The following is a 20,077-nucleotide window of genomic DNA, read 5'->3' as shown; positions in this document are numbered from 1 at the left end:
GAGTTAGCCGCTTTAGTCCCCCTGCAACAAGGTCACGATGATCGCGGGCCAGCCTGCTTGAGCTGAAGGCGTGGCGAGTCTGGGATCAAACCAGGGTCACCGCCTGGGTTGATTTGGCCCGCGCCACCTGCCTAAGGTCGGCGAAACCAAACGAAACCCCGGAACAGGCCCCTATGAAGCTGGAATTTCACCATATCAACTTTGTGTCCGAAGATGTCGGGCGGCTGCACCAGTTCTATACCGAAACGCTCGGGCTGGACGATATTCCGATCGAGAATTTCCCCCGACCTGCCGAGTCGGATGATCGCGGCTATAGCGGCCAGATCCGGTTTGCCACCGACGGGCATATGCAGATGCATCTGGCCGAACGAGATCTCGGCGTTGCGTTCAAACATGGGGAATCCATCAATCCCGTCGAGCGTGGCCATATCGCTTTCCGCACCGATGACATCGCGGCCTTCAAGGCGATGCTGGACGACAAAGGTGTCCCGTATTCAGATTATGGCACCGCCTTTGCCAAGGAATGGCATCAGGTCTTTTTCCTTGATCCCGAAGGCAATGTGATCGAGGTCCATCAGGCCGTCTGATCCTGTTACAGGATTGGCAACGGCCCGCGTGTCTTGTTCTGCCGCAAAACAAAGTTGCTGCGGGTGTCCCGGACCAGACCGGATTTCAGCAGCCGTTTCATGATGAACACCTCAAGGTCCTCGGGGGTTCGGGCATAGACCTTCAGAATGAAATCATGATCCCCGGTGATCGAGGCGCATTCGACAATCTGCGGTTCGGTTTCCACCAGTCGCAGGAAATCGGCGATACTGTTCTCTTGATGATCACGCAGCGCCACGTGGACATAGGCTATTGCGTTCAGTCCCACGGCTTTGGCGGTGACCTGCGCGCGATAGCCCGAGACGACGCCCGACGCCTCAAGGTCGCGAACGCGCCGCCAGCATTGTGAGGCCGACAGCCCCGTTTGCTCGGCCAGTTCCTGCATCGACAGACGACCGCTGGATTGCAGGACACGCAGAATGGCTATGTCTGACTGGTGAAGCATTTGGTTCGAAATTCCACAGTTAGCGAAACATTACGGTCAAAATAGCTCATCTGAACGTCCGCACCAAATCAAATATCGCACTACTTTGGGCGTATCCTGTCAGACAGGAGGACGCGCCCATGCCCAAATCGACAAAATACACCGCCAAGCACGCCGATGATCGCGGCCATATCGACTACACCGATCAGGAAAACGCGGTGTGGGCTGATCTTTACGCTGCACAGGAAGACAATGTTCAGCGCTACATGGCGCGCGAGTATCTGGACGGGCTGGTCCGGCTTGACCTGCCAAAGACGCGCGTGCCGTCTTGCGCCGATATCTCTGAGCGATTACTGGACCTGACCGGGTGGCGCGTCCAACCGGTTCCGGCGCTGATCGGGTTCAAGACTTTCTTTGGCATGCTGGCCGAGCGTGTTTTCCCTGCGGCCTCATTCATCCGAAGCCGCGAGGATTTCGACTACATCGAAGAGCCCGACATTTTCCACGAAATCTTCGGGCATACCCCTTTGCTCAGCGATCCTCGCTTTGCTGCATTCAGCCATGCGATTGGGCGGGCGGGCGTCCGGGCCGATGCGGCGGATTATGCCTGGCTGATCCGGCTGTATTGGTTCTCGATCGAGTTTGGACTGCGTCGTCAGGACGGTCAGATCAAGGCGCTGGGCTCGGGTCTTGCGTCCTCGCCGACCGAACTGGTCTATGCCGTGACCAGTGATATCCCGGATCGTGACCCATTCGACGTTCTGACCATTCTGCGCACGCCGTACCGGATCGACATGCACCAGATGGGGTATTTCGTGCTGGACGATCCCGAGGATCTGTTTGCGGCGGCCGAACGCGACCTGCTGGCCGATGTGCGGCACGCGCGGCGCTTGGGTCTGTTGCCAAACAAGTTCCCCGAAAAGGTCACCGCAGCCGAGTAGAACGCCTAGCCGAGGCTCTTGTACATATAGGTCGTCGGTTCGAACACCGGCTCGAACGGGTTGCGGCAGTAATTGGGGATTTCTCCGGCAATCTGGAAGCCGATGTTTTGGTACAGGATACGAGAGGGATCGCTGCTGCGTGTATCCAGCACCAGCATGGTCCGGCCCAGCTCTGACGCCCTGTCTGTCAGGGATTTCATCAAGGCTCGCCCCAATCCACGCCGTCTGGCGTCGGGATGGACCAGCAGTTTGGCGACGTCCGCGCGATGTGGTTGATTGGGCATCACGGCGGGGATCAGTTGCACGGTGCCCAAAATCCGCCCGTCGCCATAGGCCACAAACAGGTCCAGCGTACCGGCGCGCAGGTCCGGTCGCACGCGGTTCTGCCAATAGGCCCGCGCATCCTTTTTCGAAAACGGAAGAATGAACCCGATGCTGGCGCCCGTATGAACACAGGCGTGCAGGATGTCGGCCAGATCATCATGGGCATCGTCAAAATAGGCGTCCGTCAATCGCGTGATCATATCAGCACCAGAATGTATCGCGCGCCCCGCGTTGCACCGGTTTCAAACCGGGTTGGCCCGCACAGGTGATAGCGCAGGCAGTCGCCACCGCTGAGCGTATGGGGCGTTCCGTCCACGGTGATCGTCAGACCACCGTCCAACATGATCAGGTGATGCTCTTGCCCCGGTTTCGGAGGCGTCTCGTATCCAATCACCGTGTTGCGCGGTAAGTGGCATTCCAGAACTTCTCCGGTCAGGCCCGTCGAGGGCGGTGAGACGGACCTGCGGGTAAATCCGGTCTCGGGATCGCTCCATTCCGTTTGCCGCTCATAGGGGACCTTGGGGTCAAAGCTGTCCTCGACCATCATCAAAAGGCGCGACATCGGCAACCCGTAAGCGGCGCAGAGGCGGCCCAGGTTTTCGGCGGTTGGGCTGACCTCACCCTTTTCCATGCGCGACAGAGTGGCCCGGCTGATGCCGCTTTGATCTGCCAATTGGTCCAGCGACCAGTTGTGGCTTTGGCGCAGTTCACTCAGGCGTGAGGCGAGGCGGTCTGAAAGAGTATCTAACATAGTCCATATTTGAGAAAAACTCACCAATATGGGAATATCGCTTAAAATTAAATTGTTTGCAAATGAAAAAGGGGCGCAGAATCCTCTGCACCCCTTCACTTTTCCAAGTTGGCCGGTTGTTACTTCCAGCCAACCTCGTTGAAGATTTTCTGCGCTTCGGGCAGATTCTGCGCGACTTCGGACAGGTTGATCTCATCCGCTTTGAACTCACCCAGCGACTTGACCGACTCGGCCAATTCGACGCCTGCGACCGTCGGATACTCGTCATTGCCTGCCGAGAAATACTGCTGCGCCTGATCGCTGGAGAGGTATTCAAGGAACTTGATGGCGTTCTCTTTGTTGGGCGCATTTGCGGCAACGCCACCGCCCGACAGGTTCATATGCGCGCCATAGCCGTCCTGGTTCGGGAAGACCCAGCCGATGGAGTCCCGTTCGGCGGACAGGCCCTTGACCTCCTTGCGGATCGAGCGGGCGAAGTAATAGGTGTTCGACACGGCGATGTCGCATTCACCCGAAACCAGACCGCGCAGCTGGTCGGTGTCGCCGCCCTGCGGGTCACGGGCCATGTTGGCAACAATTCCTTCGGCCCAGCTTTTGGCTGCATCCGCGCCTTCATGGGTGATGATCGAAGCCAGCAGCGTCTGGTTGTAAACATTGGTCGACGAGCGGATGCAGATCAGACCTTCATATTCGGGCTTGGCCAGATCGGCATAGGTGGCCGGCGGGGTGGCGACATTGTCTTTGTTGTAAAAGATGATCCGGCCGCGCTGCGAGAATCCGAACCACTGGTTGTCGCTGTCCTGAAGGTTTGCAGGGATACGCTCTTCCAGCACGGCGCTGTCGATCGATTGCAGAACACCGGCGTTCTTGGCGCGGGCCAGCCGCGACGTGTCAACGGTCAGCATCACATCCGCGGGAGAGTTCGCCCCTTCGGCTTCCATGCGGGCGATCAGCTCGTCGGCCTTGCCTTCGATGCGGTTGATCTTGATCCCCGTCGCCTCTTCAAAGTCGGAATACAGGCGTTCGTCGGTGTCATAGTGGCGCGACGAGTAAAGGTTCAGCTCGCCTTCGGCAATTGCAGATGTGGCGATCAAAGCCATCAGGCCAGCCGCGATGCATGTCGTGGATTTCAACATGGTGTCTCCAAACGTTGCAGATTCTTCCGGGTGGTTCCCGAGTGATTTAGTCAATTACCAAATTGCGAGTCGTTTGCAAGCAAATCCGACAGAAATAGTCGATAATTTGTTCAGATTTGAATCGCGCGCCCGATCCGTTACATTCGGACCATGTCCAAAGTGGTGTCGAACAAGACAGTATTGCCAGCAGGTGGCGGCGCATTTTCGCTTCCATCCCTGTCGGTCGGCATCTTTCTGAACGATCAGCCAACTCACCGTTTTGCCCACGGCACGTCCATTGCAACGCACCTGCCCCTGAGCAAGAATCAGGGCTGGATCCTTCCGGCGGGCAGCGATGGGGTATGCGAGTTTGACGAGGATCTGGAATTTGTCATGGTCAGTCTGGACAACGCGATCCTGACCGAATTTGATCTGAGCCGTGATTTTGAATTTCAGCCCATCGTGGGCGACATTGACCCGCTGCTGACGAACCTGAGCCTGACGGCAAGTGCATCTTTAGGTGGCGGTCTGTTATACCGCGAGACCATTCAAAGGGCGCTGGCCGCGCAGATCGTCGAAACTGTCCGACCTGCCGCGGATTGGCATCGCGACATTGAAGATGCCCGGCTGCGCAAAGTGCTGGACTATATTCAGGACAATCTGAGCCAGGACCTGTCGCTATCGGCGATGGCCGATCTTGCCGCGATGAGCGGGGCGCATTTTTCCAAGGCTTTCAAACACGAGGTTGGGGTTGCACCCCTTCAATATGTGATCGCGGCCCGGCTGGATCGTGCATCTGTTCTGTTGCGCACTTCAAAGCTGACCGTGGCTGAGATCGCCTGGCGCGTCGGCTATCAGGATGTCAGCCGGTTTGGGCAACATTTCAAACGCAAGTTCGGCGCAACACCGGCCAAATTCCGGGCGGGATGACCCGCCCGAACTGGTGGAGCGTGCTGGTTACTGGCTCGCCCGCTCTGCTGCGATGCTGACCAACCCTCGATCCCCGGTTTCCCAAAGTGCGGTCATGGTCAGGGATGTGACACGCCAGCGGTCGCCGGACTGAACCAACGCGTAAGAGTATCGGCCACCCAATGTCCAAAGACCGTCATCAATGCGGTGGGTCGCTGTGAAATCGGCCTCGGCGGTGGCGGTATTGCCATTGACCGAGGTCACGGTTTCATTCGTCACCATGTGATGCGTGCTGTCGAAACCGGGCAGGAAGCCGGACCATGCAGCAATCAACGCGTCAGCCGGTTGCGTGGCAGGATCGCCGCCCCAAAGGCTGGTGTAGTCGGTTGTGACCGTGTCGGCAAAAGCGCTGCGCACGCGGTCCCAGTCGTGCCGGTCGGCCCCGGCGGCGATGTCCGTGATCGATCGGTTGATCTGGGCCTGATCAGCGAAAGCGATGGTTCCGGCCAGGGTCGCAATTGCGGCTGTAGAGATCAGTGTTTTCACCATTGTCGTGGCTCCTGTTTTCTCAGGTTGAATGAAAGCGGAGGCTTGGGATTCATCGGTCTGACTACTCGGCCAAACGTCCGGGCAGAGGCGCGAGCGGATACTGGGCCCAAAAGAACGCATTGGCCGCATCCTGATCGCCGGACAGGTTCGTCGCTTCAACGATCTTGCCGTTCTCGATGCGGTAGACCAGCGCCCAGATCGTATCGACATTTGCCGCGCCATCGACATTCGACCATCCGCGATGAATATCGACGACATGAGTTTCATCCGCACCAAAGTAGATCGGTTCGGCCTGAAATCCGGCCGACCCAAGCTGTTCGAAGAACGCCAGAACCTCAGTGCGGCCCTGTTTGGTGCCGCTTAAGGGATGGCGGCCGGGGATGTGCCACCGCACATCCTCGTCCATCACGGCAGCAATCGCTTCAAGGTCGTTTGCCCCATAGGCGGCAAAGAAATCCTGAACGGTTTTGATGTTCTCTTCCGGTGTTGCGGCCATTGCCAAGCCTCCGATCAGTAGTGCGGTTGAGGTCACAAGGGGTGCAAGCAAGGGTTTCATCCTTGCTCCCCACGAAAATGCTCGGCCATGGCGTCTGCGGCCCGCGTGACGTCTTCGGGATTGTCGTAGAAATCGAACTGGGTCACGTCTTCGAGCCATTGCATGGTCGCGTCCCCGGCAAACCCGCCAAGAAAACTGCGCACGCCCTGCGGGATTGCGGCGCTTTCCGAATGGACGATGGCCAGTGGTTTATCCAGACGCTGCGGGTTGTCTGCGGGGTAGTATGTCAGCCAGCCTTCCCAGCCTGCGTTGTTCCACTGATTGTCATATTCCGGGATCGCGCCTCGGTCGGCTTCGTAATAGTAGCCGCCGATGGGCATAAGCACGCCCTCAGCCCCTTCCGGACCTGCCGCCGGGATGATCTGACCGCCTGACGCCTTGGCAGCGCGGGACATTTCAATCAGATCGGCCACACCGTCAGCGCCGCCATAAACGGTCTCGACGATCTCGCCGTTTTGCAACCAGGGGGCAACGAGGCCAACCCGCTGCACCAGATCATTCCCGGCGGAAGCGTCGACCATATACCCGGCCGAGGCACAGATCCCCAGACCGTTGATCCGAGAGGCATCGACTTCGGGCAGGGTCGCCAGAACTTCAAACGCCTTGGCAATATCCGAAGTCTTTGCCTGTGGGCTTTCGACAAACCGGACGCCTTCGGGCAGGTCACCGGATTTGCCCCAGCCGCGGAAGTCGAAGGTAAAGGCGGCAAAGCCGCGCGCGACCATCTGGCGGGCGTAATTCGCAGGCATCTGTTCCTGCACCGATGTCCAAGCGCCCGTGACAACAACGGCGGGCAGGGGCGTGCCGTCATATCCTTCGGGCAGGTAGAGGGTGCCCGACATCTCGGCGCCCTCGTTTTCGAAGGCAACAGTCCGTGTTTCGATATCGGCCATTGCGGTCGACGCCATCAGGGCGGCGGCAGTTGTAAGTGAAGCGCGTTTCATAACTCTCTCCATCTGTGATGTGGTCTTCGGCAGCCAAGATGATGGGTCGGGGCCGGTTTGAGAGGCGCGATTTCTGGGATTCACTATGCGAATCCTGTCAAATGCACCCGACATTGCCGGTCAGGGCGCGGGCACCATATGTTGAGGCGAATGGCAGAGCGGGAAGGCGACCTATGCAAGACAAGAACGACCTGATCACCTGGCTGATTTCGCAGGGTCGGATGCTGGGTGACGAAACGCAGATCGTGTCGCAATACTGCGCAGGCTTGCGGGAACTGGGCGTGCCTTTGTCGCGGGTTCGGATTGGTCAGAACTACTCCAACCCGCTGATCAGCGCGTGGGGCATCATCTGGACGCCGGAAGGGTCTCGGAAATACACGGTTCCAATCACGATCCGGGTCTCAAGCGCATGGCATGGCAGTCCGTTTCAGGCGGTTGTGACTTCGCGCCAGCCCCTGCGCAAGCGGCTGCTGGATCTGGACCTGTCGGCAGAGCATGAGGTGTATTCCGAACTGCGCGATGCCGGTGCCACGGATTTCCTTGCCATGCCGCTGGAATATGGCGACGGTTCGGTTCAGGGGTCCAGTTTCAGCACGGATCACCCGGATGGCTTTTCGGACGCGCAGGTGCAGATCATCGAAGCCACCCGCCACGCATTGTCTTCGGCGCTGGAACCGATTGCGATGCGCGAGTCGCAGAAAAGCCTGTTGCAAACCTATCTGGGCGAAAGTCCGGCGCTTGAGATTGGCAATGGCAATATCAAACGGGGCGAGCATAAGTCGGTCTCTGCCGCGATCCTGTTTGCGGATTTGCGCGGGTTCACGGCGAAATCCGAGGTCTGGCCCGAAGAGAAACTGCTGACCATCATGGGTGACTATTTCGAGATGGTTGTGGGCCCGATTCGGGACCATGGCGGTGACGTGCTGAAATTCATGGGCGACGGTGTTCTGGCTTTTTTCCCGGCAGAGCCTGATGCGGAAACCGCTTGCCAGTCAGCAGTGTTGGCAACGGCCGAAGCCTTGTCCCGGCTTGCGGCGTATAATCAGGACGCTCAAGTCGCAGGCGCCGAACAGATCGAGTTTGTCGTCGGACTCGACTATGGACCTGTGACATTCGGAAATATCGGTAGCCCGGACCGGTTGGATTTTACTGTGGTGGGGTCAGCTGTGAATGTCGCCAGCCGGGTTCAGGGGCTGTGCAAGGACCTGGGTGAGCAAATGCTGATGACCAAGGATGTGCAGCGCCATCTGAACAGGGAAACTGAAACGGTGGGCTGCCATCAACTCAAAGGGCTTGGCGAGGCGATCGAAGTGTTTCGGACCAACCCTGCTACCTGACATGCCACGCACAAAAAAAACCGCGCTTTACAGCGCGGTTTTTTCGAATTGGGTATGTGCAGTTCTTAGCCCTGGCGAGCTTTGAACTTGCGCTGCGTCTTGTTGATCACGTAGACGCGGCCTTTGCGACGCACAACCCGGCAGTCGCGGTGCCGGTTCTTGAGCGAGCGGAGCGAGTTCTTGACCTTCATGGGTCTGTCTCCAATCTGCGGCGCCTTCATCAAAGACGTGGCCAGCGCCTGGGTTAGTCGGGTGCCCCGGAAGCCCGGAACAGTGAAACGATGGTGGGCGGTACAAGGATCGAACTTGTGACCCCTTCGATGTCAACGAAGTGCTCTACCGCTGAGCTAACCGCCCACTTTCCCTTTGCGTGCCCTGCCCCATAACGAAATGGGGCGCGGATCACCGCGCCGGTAGCGGGGTCTATAAAAGGAGTCGTTCAGGGGTTCAAGGGGTTTGGAAGAACAATTTTCCGGTCTATGTTGAGTGCGAACACGGAGAGATCATGCCGAACGCAGCCTTCATACTGGATATGCCCGAGAATCGCGCCTCATGCGCCGTGTTTTCGTCGCCCCATAGCGGTCGGGACTATCCCGAGGCATTGCTGAAACGATCGGTTCTGAACCCAAACGTGATTCGATCCTCGGAAGATGCTTTTGTGGATCAACTGTTTGCCTCAGCGTCAGAGTTCGGCGCGCCGCTGATCAAGGCGGCCATGCCGCGCGCCTATCTGGACCTCAACCGCAGCGCGGATGAGCTTGATCCGGCGCTGATCAGCGGTGCGCGCAGGCAGGGGCACAACCCCCGCGTCGCCTCGGGGCTTGGGGTGATTCCCCGCGTGGTGGCCAATGGCCGGGCGATTTATCGCGGCAAGTTGACCATGGATGAGGCGCGTCTGCGCATCGACACCTATTGGCGGCCCTACCATACGCGGCTGAAATCGCTGCTGGCCGAGTCGCATGAAAAATTCGGGCAGGCGATTCTGATCGATTGCCACTCAATGCCGCATGAGGCGGTTGCCATGGCCAGCACCTCGCGCAGCCAGCGGCCCGAGATTGTTCTGGGCGACCGGTTTGGTGCGTCGGCGTCCACCGAGATTGTAGACCGCATCGAAGCCGCCTTTGCGGCGGCGGGGCTGACGGTTGCGCGCAACGCGCCCTTTGCCGGGGCTTATGTCACGCAAACCTACGGGCGGCCCGGTCGCCAGCAACACGCAATTCAGATCGAGATCGACCGCGCGCTGTATATGGATGAAGAAAAGATCGCCCCGAATGCGAACTTCATGCCTTTCTCAAGGCTGTTACGTCAGGTGATCGCCGAGATCGCCAGCATCGGCGCGCAGCCTCAGCGTCTGGCGGCGGAATAGGGCCTAGCGCAAGGCGCGCCCTTTCACGATGGCATCTGCGCCGAACCGTTCCCGGATTTTGTCGGTCGCACGCTCGGCCTGAGACCGGCGTCCGGCGTCAGGGTCCAGCCAATCCCCTGATATGTCGGCCTGATCCGCTGAACACAGATCGGACAAGCCACAGCCCAGCAGCCGATAGGGGCCCTGATCGCCCACCTGATCGAACAGGCCACGCGCAGTGCGATAGATTCGGTCGGCAATCTGGGTCGGATCGCGCAGCGAAACCCGCCGGGTGATGATCTTGTGGTTGGCCTTCTTCAGCTTCAAGGTGACAACTCGACCGGCCAGATCCTTGGCCTTGGCCCGGTCTGACACTTTCAGCGCCATGCGCCAGATGTGACCATCCAGAATGTCGGTGCTGGCGGTATCTTCGAAAAACGTGGTCTCATTGCTGATCGATTTCATCGGCTCATGCGCCGACACGCGCCGCTTGTCCTGACCGCGCGCCAGATGCCACAGGCGATAGCCCATCGAGCCGAACCGCGCCGTCAGCGCCTCCTGATCCCAGCGCAGCAGGTCGGAAAAGGTGCGAATGCCCGCCCGTTCCAGCGACTCCTGTGCCGCCGGGCCAATGCCCCAGATCAGACGCACGGGCTTGTCATGCAGAAACTCTGCCGTCTCGGCCTTGCCGATCACCGAAAACCCGCGCGGTTTGTCGAGGTCCGAGGCGACCTTGGCCAGAAACTTGTTGTGGCTCAGACCGATTGACCCGGTCAGTCCCAGTTCATCCTTCATGCGCTTGACCAGACGTGCCAGCATGACCGCAGGTGGCGCGCCGTGCAGACGTTCCGTCCCGGACAGGTCCATAAACGCCTCATCCAGTGACAAGGGTTCCACCACCGGCGTCAGTTCATCCATCATCGCGCGAATCTCGCGCGAGACCTCGACATAGACCGACATGCGGGGCTTAATCACCACCGCCTCGGGGCAAAGCTGTAGCGCCTTGAACATCGGCATGGCCGAGCGCACGCCCCTGATGCGCGCCACATAACAGGCCGTCGACACCACGCCCCGTTTCCCACCGCCGATAATCACAGGCTTGTCCGCCAAATCCGGATTGTCGCGCTTTTCGACCGAGGCGTAGAAGGCATCGCAATCCATATGCGCGATGGACAGGTCGAACAGTTCGGGATGTGACTTGACCCGAGGGCTGCCACAGGTCGGGCAGCGCCGTTCGTCGGTGACTGTGGTCAGGCAATCTCGGCAAAGACCAGGCATGCGCGTCCTCGGGCATTCCGCGAGTGGGTTGGGCACCCCTTATACCACCGATAAGGGGGGATCAAAGGTCCGACAATCTGTGTCTGATCTCAAAAGAAGACCCCCCGCGCGTCAGCGGGGGGAGGTAACGAACCTCAGGAAGACACGGTTCGTTGGGGAGTGTTTCATCCCCAAGACTCGCCGATATCTCTATATTTAGATAGGTTCCAAGCCCCAGACCCTAAACTTGCGCGTTTTCTGTGTATTTTCGGGCACAGCTTGTTTCAGCGGTTTTAGGGGTCAAAAATGACCTAAGGTCAAGTTAATCAAGACATTTGTTAACGCATTCAGGGTTTGATTCCCGAAACCGTTCAGTGCCGTGTCAAAGAGTTTAATTCGCTCAGAACGGCCTCGGCCGCCGCTTTCGGATCGTCCGCCTTATAGATCGGACGGCCCACCACGATGTGATCTGCCCCGTCGCCGATGGCGCTGGCCGGGGTCGCGACGCGTTTCTGATCGCCCAATGCGGCCCCGGCAGGACGCACGCCCGGCGTAACGATCAGCCGACCTTCGGCCTGGGGCAGGGCGCGGATCAGGGCGGCCTCTTGCGGGCTGGCGATAACGCCGTCGGCCCCGGCCTCCAGCGCCTTGGCCGCACGTTCGACGACCAATTCCTGCACGTCGCCTTCTTTCAGCAGGCTGGCATCCAGATCGTCGCGGTTCAGCGAGGTCAGGATGGTCACGGCAAGGATTTTCAGGTCCTTGCCCGAGGCCCCCTCTTTCGCGGCGCGCACCACATGCGGGTCGCCATGGACAGTCAGAAAATCCAGATCGAACTGCGCCAGCCCGCGCACCGCGTTTTCCACCGTGTTGCCGATGTCGAACAGTTTCATGTCCAGAAAGATGCGCTTGCCGTGATCCTGTTTCAGCTCATTGGCCAAAGCCAGCCCACCGCCGGTCAGCATCCCCAACCCGATCTTGTAGAACGAAACGCTGTCGCCCAGCCGCTCGGCCATGGCCAGCCCCTGCAGGGCGTTCGGAACATCAAGGGCTACGATCAGGCGGTCATCGGACATTGGGGCGCTCCTGTTTTTTGGCAAACGTCTGCGTCCTAACGGGTTCGGGCGCGCCTGTCTATGCGCGATAGCTGTCAGGGGCCGTTGTGTTCTGTGCTAGAGTGACCGGATTGAACGTAAATAACGAAAACAAAGGGACGTGAAATGAAGAAACTGCTGTTGCTGGGCGTGGTTTTGACAATGGCCGCCTGCGAAGACCCTACGCCTGACGCTCCGGAAACAGGGGCTGCACCGGCCCCGACGAATGATGATTTGCGTCTGGTACGCGGCTACCGATCCGAAGATGATTGGTGCCAGCTGACCGGCGAAACGGCCTTTACCGGCAATTTCCTTGATCACACCGCCGATCTTGTTTCCTGCCCGACAGGCAGCGATGCGGCGCAGTCTCTGGTCGATGACCTGGGTGCTGTTCAGGTGGCCGAGACCGGAGGCTACACGGTCTACACGATTCAGCGCGAATAGTGTGGGAATCTGCGCTCTAGCCTCTTGAACCGGCAAAGATATTTCCCAAATTGAATGCGAGGCCCAGACCGACGCGTGCCGCCAAGCGGGCGCAGCAGACTTAGGGCGCTTGGAAAAGGAGAATAGCAATGGACTTGAACAAGTTCACCGAGCGGGCACGGGGATTCGTGCAGGCCGCGCAGACGATTGCGCTGCGCGAGGGGCATCAGAGGCTGGAGCCCACACATATACTCAAGGCATTGATGGATGACGATCAGGGGTTGGCCAGCAACCTGATCACCCGCGCAGGCGGCGCTCCGAACCGCGTGGTCGAGGCGCTGGATGCCGCGATGGGGAAAATTCCCAAGGTCAGCGGCGACGCGAGCCAGATTTACATGGACGGCCAGACCGCCAAGGTTCTGGACGAGGCCGCCAAGATTGCCACCAAGGCGGGTGACAGCTTTGTGCCGGTCGAACGCGTGTTGATGGCGCTGTGCATGGTGAAATCCAAAGCCAAGGAGGCGTTGGAGGCCGGGGCCGTATCTGCCCAGAAACTGAACGAAGCGATCAACGACATCCGCAAGGGCCGCACCGCTGACACTGCGTCGGCGGAAGAGGGCTATGACGCACTCAAGAAATATGCGCGCGACCTGACTGAGGCGGCGGCTGAGGGCAAGATTGACCCGATCATCGGGCGGGATGAGGAAATCCGCCGCTCGATGCAGGTTCTGTCGCGCCGCACCAAGAACAATCCGGTTCTGATCGGGGAACCCGGCGTCGGTAAAACCGCGATTGCCGAGGGTATGGCCCTACGCATCGTCAACGGTGACGTCCCGGAATCGCTGAAAGACAAAAAGCTACTCGCACTCGACATGGGTGCGCTGATTGCCGGAGCGAAATACCGGGGTGAGTTCGAAGAACGCCTCAAGGCCGTTCTGACCGAGGTGACCGAAGCCGCCGGTGAGATCATCCTGTTCATCGACGAGATGCACACGCTGGTCGGTGCCGGTAAATCCGACGGCGCGATGGATGCCGCGAACCTGATCAAGCCAGCGCTTGCCCGGGGTGAGTTGCACTGTATCGGCGCGACCACGTTGGATGAATACCGCAAATACGTCGAAAAAGACGCGGCCCTTGCGCGCCGGTTCCAGCCTGTGATGGTCACTGAACCGACGGTCGAGGACACGATCAGCATCCTTCGTGGCATCAAGGAAAAATACGAGTTGCACCATGGGGTACGCATCTCGGACTCGGCGCTGGTCTCGGCGGCGACGCTGTCGCATCGCTATATCACCGACCGTTTCCTGCCCGACAAAGCCATCGACCTTGTTGATGAGGCCGCGTCGCGCCTGCGGATGGAGGTGGACTCCAAGCCGGAAGAACTCGATCAACTCGACCGCCAGATCCTGCAGATGCAGATCGAGGAAGAGGCGCTGAAGCTTGAGGATGACGCGGCATCCAAGGATCGTCTGGAAACCCTGCAAAGGGATCTGGCCGATCTGCAGGAAAAATCTGCCGAGATGACAGCTCAATGGCAGGCCGAACGTGACAAGCTTGCGGGTGCGCGTGATCTGAAAGAACAGCTCGACAAGGCGCGCGCTGATCTGGAGATCGCCAAGCGCGAGGGCAATCTGGCCAAGGCGGGGGAACTGTCCTACGGCATCATCCCCGAGCTCGAGAAACAGCTGACCGAGGCCGAAAACGCGGAAAGCAACGCCATGATGGCCGAGGAAACGGTGCGCCCGGAACAGATCGCATCCGTGGTCGAACGCTGGACCGGGATCCCGACCGCCAAAATGCTGGAAGGTGAGCGTGAGAAGCTGCTGCGGATGGAAGACGATCTGCATTCCCGCGTGATCGGTCAGGATGCGGCGGTGACTGCTGTCGCCAACGCCGTGCGCCGGGCACGTGCGGGGCTGAATGACGAAGGTCGCCCGCTGGGCTCGTTCCTGTTCCTCGGACCGACCGGCGTGGGTAAGACAGAGCTGACCAAGGCCGTGGCGAACTTCCTGTTCGATGACGACAACGCGATGGTGCGCATCGACATGTCCGAGTTCATGGAGAAACACGCGGTTGCCCGTCTGATCGGTGCCCCTCCGGGCTATGTCGGCTATGACGAAGGCGGTGTGCTGACCGAAGCCGTGCGGCGCAGGCCCTATCAGGTCGTGCTGTTCGATGAGGTCGAAAAGGCGCATCCGGATGTGTTCAACGTGCTGTTGCAGGTTCTGGATGACGGTGTTCTGACGGATGGTCAGGGCCGCACTGTGGACTTCAAGCAAACGCTGATCATCCTGACGTCGAACCTTGGGTCTCAGGCGCTGAGCCAGTTGCCCGAAGGTGCGGACAGCGCACAGGCGCGGCGCGATGTGATGGACGCGGTCCGGGCGCATTTCCGGCCCGAGTTCCTGAACCGTCTGGACGAGACCATCATCTTCGACCGGCTCAAGCGGGGTGATATGGATGGTATCGTCGATATCCAGATGGCGCGTCTGCAAAAACGTCTGGCGGCCCGCAAGATCGAACTCGCGCTGGATGATGGGGCCAAGGAATGGCTGGCCAACGAAGGCTATGACCCGGTCTTTGGAGCACGTCCGCTGAAACGCGTGATCCAGCGCGCCCTGCAGAACCCGCTGGCCGAGGCCTTGCTGGCCGGTGAGATCAAGGACGGCGAGACCGTTCCGGTCACCGCAGGGTCGGACGGGCTGATCATCGGCGACAGGCTGGGCACGTCAGATCGCCCGCGCCCGAATGATGCCGTGGTGCATTGATCCAACAGAAACCAGAAGACCCGCCCTATCGGCGGGTCTTTTTCTTCGGAACTAGCCTCTGCGACGCACCAGTATTCCACGGCTTGTCCGGGATGGTGGGCCCGCAGGGAAAGCGTATTCGCGTTCGCATTCAAATCCTGCCTGGTCCAAAAGCCCTAGTATCTCATCCCTGCCGAACGTGCGGTGCCGCCATTGCAGCCAGATGATCGCATTGCACCAATGCGGCTTTGATACCACAAGATACAACCGACCGCGGGGGTGCAGAAGATCGCGTATGTGTTCAAGCGCGCGCATGGGGTCCGGGCAGTGTTCGATCACATGCGCCGCCAGCGCCACATCTGCAGGTTCAAGATCGACGGAACCGAGCAGCCCTTGTGCAATATTTGGCTCAACACCCCTTACGCGCAGTGCATTTTGGCCTTGCGCCAGCATGATGGGGCTTGGCTCAAGCAGCGTCATGTTTCCGGGCGGTCCATGAATGGCAACCCAGGCCTCTGCGAATGATGCGGTTCCGGCACCGACATCGACAACGCGCGCCTCATGCTGCGGTGTGCGTTGGCCTGCCGAAAGAAATCCCAGATACGCGTCATAGTAACCAAGGACGCGCATCTTATCCCGCCATTTCGGCGCGGCGGAGTCATAGCGCAGGGTGGTATCCGTGGTCGTCCTGTCCATTGGGTGGTGTGTCCTCGGCGCCCAAGACCTGTGAGGTACGTAACAGGTGACTGGCCCGCCGGTCTGACGCGCCAGTTTCCTTGTGCGTTGGAAATGTCAGATCAACGCAAATATCCGCGCCGGGCCGCCAGTGCCCCCTTTATGCTTGGGCGCGCCGATGACCAGCGTTGCGCCCGAGGCAGGCACGCGGTCCAGATTGGCCAGACACTCGATCCCGAACCGGCCCGAGGGCAACCAGGCATAATGGGTGGCGAAATCGGCGGACATGCCGTGATCCAGCGACAGCGTATCGACGGCAATCGAGCGTGCTCCGGTATCCTCCATCAGCATCTGGGCGGCTTCGACGTGGAAGCCGGGATAGTGCTGTGCCTCACCGTCGAAATTGCGGAACTCGTCCGTGGCCGTCTTGCCCGCCCAGCCTGAATGCATGGCAACACAGGCCCCGTCGGGAATGTCGCCATTGGCAGCAATCCAGGCTTTCAGATCATCCGGGGTGACGCGCGTATCCGCATCCTCGGCCGCGCGGGCGGCAATGTCGACGACGCATAAGGGGGCAACCAGATCGGTGACCGGGATTTCATCAACCGACAGGCCATCTGCCGAAAAATGCAGGGGGGCGTCGATATGCGTTCCCGTGTGCTCGTTTATGGACAGGTTGAACAGGTTGAAGCCGTGTTCGCCAAAGTTAAAGACCTGCTCGGCTGAAATGCCCGGATCGCCGCCCCAGGTCGGAAACTCGGGGCTCAGCGTGTGGGTCATATCCTCGACCCCGCCATGACCCGCCGCCAGTGCTGCTGGAACGGTCGCGGCTGTTGCGGTGGCCGCTATTCCGCTGGCTGCGGCGGCTTTGAAAAAGCTGCGTCGCGACAGCATCCTGTCCTTGACGGCATTCATTACACAGATGTCACACATTCGTCTTCCTCCCGTTGCGGCAGATAGGCCGATTTACTGGCCCCGCTCCCGCGTTGGGATACGGCACCTGCCTGACAGAGTGCCGCGCCGTCTGTGCGCTTGTAAAGATCGCTGCCGTTTCAGGGGCGGGATTGACGGCTTTTGCGCAAGGCCCGCAAGTCTTCGGCAGACATGCGCGGACCGGTGTTGGATGGCGGCGGCGGGGCTGGTTTTGCGTCAAATTTGGTCGGATCGATGGGGGCAAACGGATCTGCGCCGCCACTGAGCCGAAGATGGGCCAAGACCCCACCCGCGCATTGCAGGCTAAAGCTCCAAAGCGCGACCACCAGATAGGCGACGATAATTGCAGCCAGCGACCAGTCAAAGCGGAACGGTTCGCTGCCGTCCAACATTGCCTCGATTTCCATCACGTAGGATTCGAGCGAGCCCGTAGCTGTCAGAACCAGAAACAGCGCAAAGATCACAAAGTAGAATACGACAATGGACAGGTAGCTAAGCGCGACGATGCCGAACAGCTCCCAGAAAGACGATCCGAAATGCAGGAACGGCGTATAGGGGCGATTGTCGGGATCCCGCCCGATCGAGGCTGATGCCATGGGCACCAGCAGGCTGGCCCGGATCGCGCATACAGCGACAAAAGGAAGGACCGAGATGGCAATCAGCGTCTCGGGCCTTGCCACAATATTCAGAAGGTCCTCGCTGTCGAACGTACCAAGGCCCAGGCTGGTCGGCGACATCATCAGGCCCGAGAACCCAAAGACCGGAACAGATGCAATCCCGATCACCATGGCTTCGGCGGCACCATAGGCAAGCGCGGGCACGATCAGGGCCTTATAGCCGTGGCTTGGACGCATATGTTTGGACTGAAACCCGAAACGGGCCCCGACCAGAATCGGAATCACGCTGGATGAGGCGCTGATCAGAAACAGTATCAGCAAGAAGGCTCCGGGCGCGATGAAACCGATTAGCCCTCCGATCAACCCGCCGACCAACCCGTAAAGAAGCAATCCGATGACCAGAATCGGAAATGTCAGGACAAACCGCCAAAGAATCGAAAAGGACAGGACGAAGGATTGAAAAACAAGCATAGGGGGCAATCTGATCAACCAATGGATGTGACCGGCCTATCGAATTGCGCGTCTCCGGGCCAGAGGCTTTTTGACCTCATGACCCGACGCACGTGTCTTCCGGTTGCACCCATGCCTGTGGGGGTCCGGTATTGATCACGCGGAACGTTACAATCCGTTCGCTCAATCGTTACGCCTGTTTCCTTGGCTCTGTGCTATCAGCGCATTACGTCACCTTTGACGCTGAAACTTGACGGAGATCCAAATGGCGCATCGCTGGACCAACACTTTGACACATGCCGATGTCACCCCCCGGGCGGCATTTCTGAACCGGCGGCAGGTAATGGCCGGGCTGGCAGGTGTCGGGCTGACCGCGATGGCGCGGCCCGCAGCGGCGCAGGAGGCTTTGAAGCCCAACACCTGGGAAGAGATCACCAGCTATAACAACTTCTATGAATTCGGGACCCGTAAGGATGATCCGGCGAAATACGCTCATACATTGGTGACCGAGCCGTGGAGCGTGCAGATCGACGGTCTGGTCGACCGCCCCGGCACCTATGACTTTCAGGACATCATGTCCGAGATGACCGTCGAGGAACGCATCTACCGCTTCCGCTGTGTCGAGGCCTGGTCGATGGTCATTCCGTGGAACGGGTTCGAACTGGCCGATCTGCTGAACATGGCGGGCGTGCAGGAAGGTGCCAAATATGTGGCGTTCGAGACCGCCTATCGCCCGGAAGAAATGCCCGGCACGCGCTTCCCGATCCTCGAATGGCCCTATCGCGAGGGTCTGCGTCTGGATGAGGCGATGCACCCGCTGACCATCATGGCGACCGGCATCTATGACCGCCCGATCCCGAACCAGAACGGCGCGCCGCTGCGTCTGGTGGTTCCGTGGAAATACGGGTTCAAGTCGATCAAGTCGATTGTGAAGATCACGCTGACCGAGGATGAGCCGCCCACCAGCTGGAATATGTCCGCGCCGCGCGAATACGGGTTCTATAGTAATGTGAACCCGAATGTGGATCATCCGCGCTGGTCGCAGGCCTCGGAACGTCAAGTCGGTGGCGGGCTGTTTGCCAAGCGCGTCCCGACGCTGATGTATAATGGCTATGAACAAGAGGTCGCCAGCCTGTACGAAGGCATGGACCTGAAAGAGAACTACTGATCAGATGCAGGCGGTGAACCAGATACTGCGCAAGATCCCTGTTTGGGCGATCTATACCTTGGGGGCATTGCCTGCCCCCTGGTTTCTGTATCTGGCCCTGACCGGCGGATTAGGGGTCGAGCCGATCAAGGCGCTCGAACATGAGTTGGGCGAACTGGCCCTGCAGCTTTTGATCCTTGGTCTGGCCGTCACCCCACTGCGTCAGCATCTCGGCCTGAACCTCATCAAGTTCCGCCGTGCGATCGGGGTTCTGGCCTTCGCCTATGTCGCGCTACATCTGCTGGTCTGGCTGGTGCTGGACGTACAATTGCCCAGCCAGATCTGGGCGGACATTGTCAAACGCCCCTATATTACCGTCGGCATGGCGGGGTTTGCCCTGCTGTTGCCCCTGGCTGTGACATCGAATAACTGGTCGGTGCGCCGACTGGGTCCGCGCTGGCGCAAACTGCACAAGCTGGTCTACCCGGCGGTTCTGCTGGGCGGGGTTCATTATGTCATGTTGGCCAAAGGCTTCCAGCTTGAGCCGCTTCTCTACCTTGCCGCCATTCTCGGCCTGCTGGCGTTCAGATTGCCACTGTCAGGTCTTTTGACGCGCGCAAGACAGGCCGATTCCGCCTGAGTCTGAGCCGAGTCTGTGGGTAACCACGTGAATAACATCACAGCGCCCCTGATTCCTGCGATGTGATGCGTGTTGGTGTGCCACATCTGTAGCTCAATGCCTTTCTAACTTATTGTTTTTAAGCGATAAAATGAGATTTCTAAGTTTTTTCGCCGTTTTCTGATTTTTCTGCTTGCGGCTATGAAAGGTTATGCTTAGAACGCCCTTCACCGGCGCTGCTGAGGCGCTCGGGACGCGGCGGGAGCGGCGGAGACGCATCGGAGAGACGGTGGGCATTCGGAGGTTTTTGATTG

At 59.3% G+C, this 20,077-nt stretch carries 23 protein-coding genes and 1 tRNA gene; 9 read left to right on the top strand and 15 right to left on the bottom strand.

The features are described from left to right. Positions 1–173 precede the first annotated feature (173 nt). Positions 174–587 carry a VOC family protein gene (locus ACR0KX_RS20920; protein WP_170524425.1) on the top strand — a complete coding sequence of 138 codons (414 nt, stop codon included), beginning with the start codon at positions 174–176 and terminating at the stop codon, positions 585–587. 5 nt (positions 588–592) lie between these two features. Here ACR0KX_RS20920 and ACR0KX_RS20915 read toward each other — a convergent pair whose 3' ends face one another. Next, entirely contained in the window at positions 593–1,051 is a 459-nt protein-coding gene (locus ACR0KX_RS20915; RefSeq protein WP_170524427.1) for an Lrp/AsnC family transcriptional regulator, read from the bottom strand. A 119-nt stretch (positions 1,052–1,170) separates the two neighbouring features. Between ACR0KX_RS20915 and phhA the strand changes: the two genes are divergently transcribed. Further along, positions 1,171–1,971 (top strand): phenylalanine 4-monooxygenase, encoded by an 801-nt coding sequence (phhA, locus tag ACR0KX_RS20910; RefSeq protein ID WP_170456714.1) that lies wholly within the window; start codon positions 1,171–1,173, stop codon positions 1,969–1,971. Between the two features lie 5 nt (positions 1,972–1,976). Here phhA and ACR0KX_RS20905 read toward each other — a convergent pair whose 3' ends face one another. The 3 genes from ACR0KX_RS20905 to ACR0KX_RS20895 form a co-directional block, all read right to left on the bottom strand. Then, the gene (locus ACR0KX_RS20905; RefSeq protein WP_170456712.1) at positions 1,977–2,495 is read right to left on the bottom strand and encodes a GNAT family N-acetyltransferase; all 519 of its coding nucleotides are present in this window, start codon (positions 2,493–2,495) and stop codon (positions 1,977–1,979) included. Next, entirely contained in the window at positions 2,492–3,046 is a 555-nt protein-coding gene (locus ACR0KX_RS20900; protein WP_170456710.1) for a helix-turn-helix transcriptional regulator, read from the bottom strand. Before ACR0KX_RS20900 ends, ACR0KX_RS20905 begins: the two co-directional genes overlap by 4 nt. A 119-nt stretch (positions 3,047–3,165) precedes the next feature. Then, entirely contained in the window at positions 3,166–4,182 is a 1,017-nt protein-coding gene (locus ACR0KX_RS20895; protein ID WP_170624936.1) for a Fe(3+) ABC transporter substrate-binding protein, read from the bottom strand. 150 nt (positions 4,183–4,332) lie between these two features. On the opposite strand from ACR0KX_RS20895, the gene ACR0KX_RS20890 reads away from it, so the two are divergent. After that, positions 4,333–5,091: a helix-turn-helix domain-containing protein gene (locus ACR0KX_RS20890; RefSeq protein ID WP_170624935.1), complete on the top strand. Its 759-nt coding sequence runs from the start codon at positions 4,333–4,335 to the stop codon at positions 5,089–5,091. Between the two features lie 27 nt (positions 5,092–5,118). On the opposite strand, the gene ACR0KX_RS20885 is transcribed toward ACR0KX_RS20890, so the two are convergent. The 3 genes from ACR0KX_RS20885 to ACR0KX_RS20875 all read right to left on the bottom strand — a co-directional run bounded on the left by ACR0KX_RS20885 (position 5,119) and on the right by ACR0KX_RS20875 (position 7,119). Continuing rightward, positions 5,119–5,619: a nuclear transport factor 2 family protein gene (locus tag ACR0KX_RS20885; RefSeq protein WP_170456704.1), complete on the bottom strand. Its 501-nt coding sequence runs from the start codon at positions 5,617–5,619 to the stop codon at positions 5,119–5,121. A 61-nt stretch (positions 5,620–5,680) separates the two neighbouring features. After that, positions 5,681–6,115, bottom strand: coding sequence for a nuclear transport factor 2 family protein (locus ACR0KX_RS20880; RefSeq protein ID WP_170456734.1), 435 nt, complete (start codon positions 6,113–6,115; stop codon positions 5,681–5,683). Between the two features lie 56 nt (positions 6,116–6,171). Continuing rightward, positions 6,172–7,119: an alpha/beta hydrolase gene (locus ACR0KX_RS20875; protein ID WP_170624934.1), complete on the bottom strand. Its 948-nt coding sequence runs from the start codon at positions 7,117–7,119 to the stop codon at positions 6,172–6,174. A 173-nt stretch (positions 7,120–7,292) separates the two neighbouring features. Here ACR0KX_RS20875 and ACR0KX_RS20870 point away from each other — a divergent pair, with 173 nt between their 5' ends. Continuing rightward, positions 7,293–8,456, top strand: a complete 1,164-nt coding sequence (locus ACR0KX_RS20870; RefSeq protein WP_170624933.1) for an adenylate/guanylate cyclase domain-containing protein — start codon at positions 7,293–7,295, stop codon at positions 8,454–8,456. A gap of 65 nt (positions 8,457–8,521) precedes the next feature. On the opposite strand, the gene ykgO is transcribed toward ACR0KX_RS20870, so the two are convergent. Both ykgO and ACR0KX_RS20860 read right to left on the bottom strand, forming a co-directional pair. Next, entirely contained in the window at positions 8,522–8,647 is a 126-nt protein-coding gene (gene ykgO, locus ACR0KX_RS20865) for a type B 50S ribosomal protein L36 (RefSeq protein ID WP_005648635.1), read from the bottom strand. Between the two features lie 91 nt (positions 8,648–8,738). Then, positions 8,739–8,813 (bottom strand) — tRNA-Val (locus tag ACR0KX_RS20860). Positions 8,814–8,961: 148 nt separating this feature from the next. Here ACR0KX_RS20860 and ACR0KX_RS20855 point away from each other — a divergent pair. Further along, positions 8,962–9,822: an N-formylglutamate amidohydrolase gene (locus ACR0KX_RS20855; RefSeq protein WP_170624932.1), complete on the top strand. Its 861-nt coding sequence runs from the start codon at positions 8,962–8,964 to the stop codon at positions 9,820–9,822. 3 nt (positions 9,823–9,825) lie between these two features. Here ACR0KX_RS20855 and ACR0KX_RS20850 read toward each other — a convergent pair whose 3' ends face one another. Then, entirely contained in the window at positions 9,826–11,079 is a 1,254-nt protein-coding gene (locus ACR0KX_RS20850) for a DNA polymerase IV (RefSeq protein ID WP_170624931.1), read from the bottom strand. A gap of 350 nt (positions 11,080–11,429) precedes the next feature. After that, positions 11,430–12,134, bottom strand: coding sequence for an orotidine-5'-phosphate decarboxylase (pyrF, locus tag ACR0KX_RS20845; RefSeq protein ID WP_480708761.1), 705 nt, complete (start codon positions 12,132–12,134; stop codon positions 11,430–11,432). Positions 12,135–12,278: 144 nt separating this feature from the next. Here pyrF and ACR0KX_RS20840 point away from each other — a divergent pair, with 144 nt between their 5' ends. Then, complete coding sequence (locus ACR0KX_RS20840; RefSeq protein ID WP_170624929.1) at positions 12,279–12,596, top strand: hypothetical protein; 318 nt, start codon at positions 12,279–12,281, stop codon at positions 12,594–12,596. Between the two features lie 128 nt (positions 12,597–12,724). Beyond that, the gene (gene clpB, locus ACR0KX_RS20835; RefSeq protein ID WP_170624928.1) at positions 12,725–15,343 is read left to right on the top strand and encodes an ATP-dependent chaperone ClpB; all 2,619 of its coding nucleotides are present in this window, start codon (positions 12,725–12,727) and stop codon (positions 15,341–15,343) included. 51 nt (positions 15,344–15,394) lie between these two features. Here the strand turns inward: clpB and ACR0KX_RS20830 are convergent, their stop codons facing one another. From ACR0KX_RS20830 to ACR0KX_RS20820, 3 genes are all read right to left on the bottom strand, one after another. Then, a complete protein-coding gene (locus tag ACR0KX_RS20830) occupies positions 15,395–16,018 on the bottom strand; it encodes a class I SAM-dependent methyltransferase (RefSeq protein WP_480627407.1) in 624 nt (207 codons plus the stop codon). Between the two features lie 96 nt (positions 16,019–16,114). Beyond that, positions 16,115–16,930, bottom strand: coding sequence for a cyclase family protein (locus ACR0KX_RS20825; protein WP_170456687.1), 816 nt, complete (start codon positions 16,928–16,930; stop codon positions 16,115–16,117). A gap of 119 nt (positions 16,931–17,049) precedes the next feature. Beyond that, positions 17,050–18,018, bottom strand: a complete 969-nt coding sequence (locus ACR0KX_RS20820) for a hypothetical protein (RefSeq protein WP_170624927.1) — start codon at positions 18,016–18,018, stop codon at positions 17,050–17,052. Between the two features lie 244 nt (positions 18,019–18,262). Here ACR0KX_RS20820 and msrP point away from each other — a divergent pair, with 244 nt between their 5' ends. Both msrP and msrQ read left to right on the top strand, forming a co-directional pair. Beyond that, on the top strand, positions 18,263–19,165 hold the full coding sequence (gene msrP / locus ACR0KX_RS20815) for a protein-methionine-sulfoxide reductase catalytic subunit MsrP (RefSeq protein ID WP_170524476.1): 903 nt from the start codon (positions 18,263–18,265) through the stop codon (positions 19,163–19,165). Positions 19,166–19,169: 4 nt separating this feature from the next. Then, the gene (gene msrQ, locus ACR0KX_RS20810) at positions 19,170–19,784 is read left to right on the top strand and encodes a protein-methionine-sulfoxide reductase heme-binding subunit MsrQ (RefSeq protein ID WP_170456681.1); all 615 of its coding nucleotides are present in this window, start codon (positions 19,170–19,172) and stop codon (positions 19,782–19,784) included. A gap of 93 nt (positions 19,785–19,877) precedes the next feature. Here the strand turns inward: msrQ and ACR0KX_RS20805 are convergent. Beyond that, on the bottom strand, positions 19,878–20,077 hold a 200-nt coding region (locus ACR0KX_RS20805; RefSeq protein ID WP_480708760.1), incomplete at its 5' end, for a hypothetical protein.

The organism is Ruegeria sp. BG5 (assembly GCF_056538425.1).
The sequence above is the reverse complement of the archived record's forward strand: the minus strand, read 5'-3'. Positions and strand labels throughout refer to the sequence as shown.

What these genes read in the sequence shown, in the direction of transcription:
- ACR0KX_RS20920 (WP_170524425.1), top strand. Translation starts at nt 174, where the DNA reads ATGAAGCTGGAATTTCACCATATCAACTTTGTGTCCGAAGATGTCGGG.
- ACR0KX_RS20915 (WP_170524427.1), bottom strand. Translation starts at nt 1,051, where the DNA reads ATGCTTCACCAGTCAGACATAGCCATTCTGCGTGTCCTGCAATCCAGC.
- phhA (WP_170456714.1), top strand. Translation starts at nt 1,171, where the DNA reads ATGCCCAAATCGACAAAATACACCGCCAAGCACGCCGATGATCGCGGC.
- ACR0KX_RS20905 (WP_170456712.1), bottom strand. Translation starts at nt 2,495, where the DNA reads ATGATCACGCGATTGACGGACGCCTATTTTGACGATGCCCATGATGAT.
- ACR0KX_RS20900 (WP_170456710.1), bottom strand. Translation starts at nt 3,046, where the DNA reads ATGTTAGATACTCTTTCAGACCGCCTCGCCTCACGCCTGAGTGAACTG.
- ACR0KX_RS20895 (WP_170624936.1), bottom strand. Translation starts at nt 4,182, where the DNA reads ATGTTGAAATCCACGACATGCATCGCGGCTGGCCTGATGGCTTTGATC.
- ACR0KX_RS20890 (WP_170624935.1), top strand. Translation starts at nt 4,333, where the DNA reads ATGTCCAAAGTGGTGTCGAACAAGACAGTATTGCCAGCAGGTGGCGGC.
- ACR0KX_RS20885 (WP_170456704.1), bottom strand. Translation starts at nt 5,619, where the DNA reads ATGGTGAAAACACTGATCTCTACAGCCGCAATTGCGACCCTGGCCGGA.
- ACR0KX_RS20880 (WP_170456734.1), bottom strand. Translation starts at nt 6,115, where the DNA reads ATGGCCGCAACACCGGAAGAGAACATCAAAACCGTTCAGGATTTCTTT.
- ACR0KX_RS20875 (WP_170624934.1), bottom strand. Translation starts at nt 7,119, where the DNA reads ATGAAACGCGCTTCACTTACAACTGCCGCCGCCCTGATGGCGTCGACC.
- ACR0KX_RS20870 (WP_170624933.1), top strand. Translation starts at nt 7,293, where the DNA reads ATGCAAGACAAGAACGACCTGATCACCTGGCTGATTTCGCAGGGTCGG.
- ykgO (WP_005648635.1), bottom strand. Translation starts at nt 8,647, where the DNA reads ATGAAGGTCAAGAACTCGCTCCGCTCGCTCAAGAACCGGCACCGCGAC.
- ACR0KX_RS20855 (WP_170624932.1), top strand. Translation starts at nt 8,962, where the DNA reads ATGCCGAACGCAGCCTTCATACTGGATATGCCCGAGAATCGCGCCTCA.
- ACR0KX_RS20850 (WP_170624931.1), bottom strand. Translation starts at nt 11,079, where the DNA reads ATGCCTGGTCTTTGCCGAGATTGCCTGACCACAGTCACCGACGAACGG.
- pyrF (WP_480708761.1), bottom strand. Translation starts at nt 12,134, where the DNA reads ATGTCCGATGACCGCCTGATCGTAGCCCTTGATGTTCCGAACGCCCTG.
- ACR0KX_RS20840 (WP_170624929.1), top strand. Translation starts at nt 12,279, where the DNA reads ATGAAGAAACTGCTGTTGCTGGGCGTGGTTTTGACAATGGCCGCCTGC.
- clpB (WP_170624928.1), top strand. Translation starts at nt 12,725, where the DNA reads ATGGACTTGAACAAGTTCACCGAGCGGGCACGGGGATTCGTGCAGGCC.
- ACR0KX_RS20830 (WP_480627407.1), bottom strand. Translation starts at nt 16,018, where the DNA reads ATGGACAGGACGACCACGGATACCACCCTGCGCTATGACTCCGCCGCG.
- ACR0KX_RS20825 (WP_170456687.1), bottom strand. Translation starts at nt 16,930, where the DNA reads ATGTGTGACATCTGTGTAATGAATGCCGTCAAGGACAGGATGCTGTCG.
- ACR0KX_RS20820 (WP_170624927.1), bottom strand. Translation starts at nt 18,018, where the DNA reads ATGCTTGTTTTTCAATCCTTCGTCCTGTCCTTTTCGATTCTTTGGCGG.
- msrP (WP_170524476.1), top strand. Translation starts at nt 18,263, where the DNA reads ATGGCGCATCGCTGGACCAACACTTTGACACATGCCGATGTCACCCCC.
- msrQ (WP_170456681.1), top strand. Translation starts at nt 19,170, where the DNA reads ATGCAGGCGGTGAACCAGATACTGCGCAAGATCCCTGTTTGGGCGATC.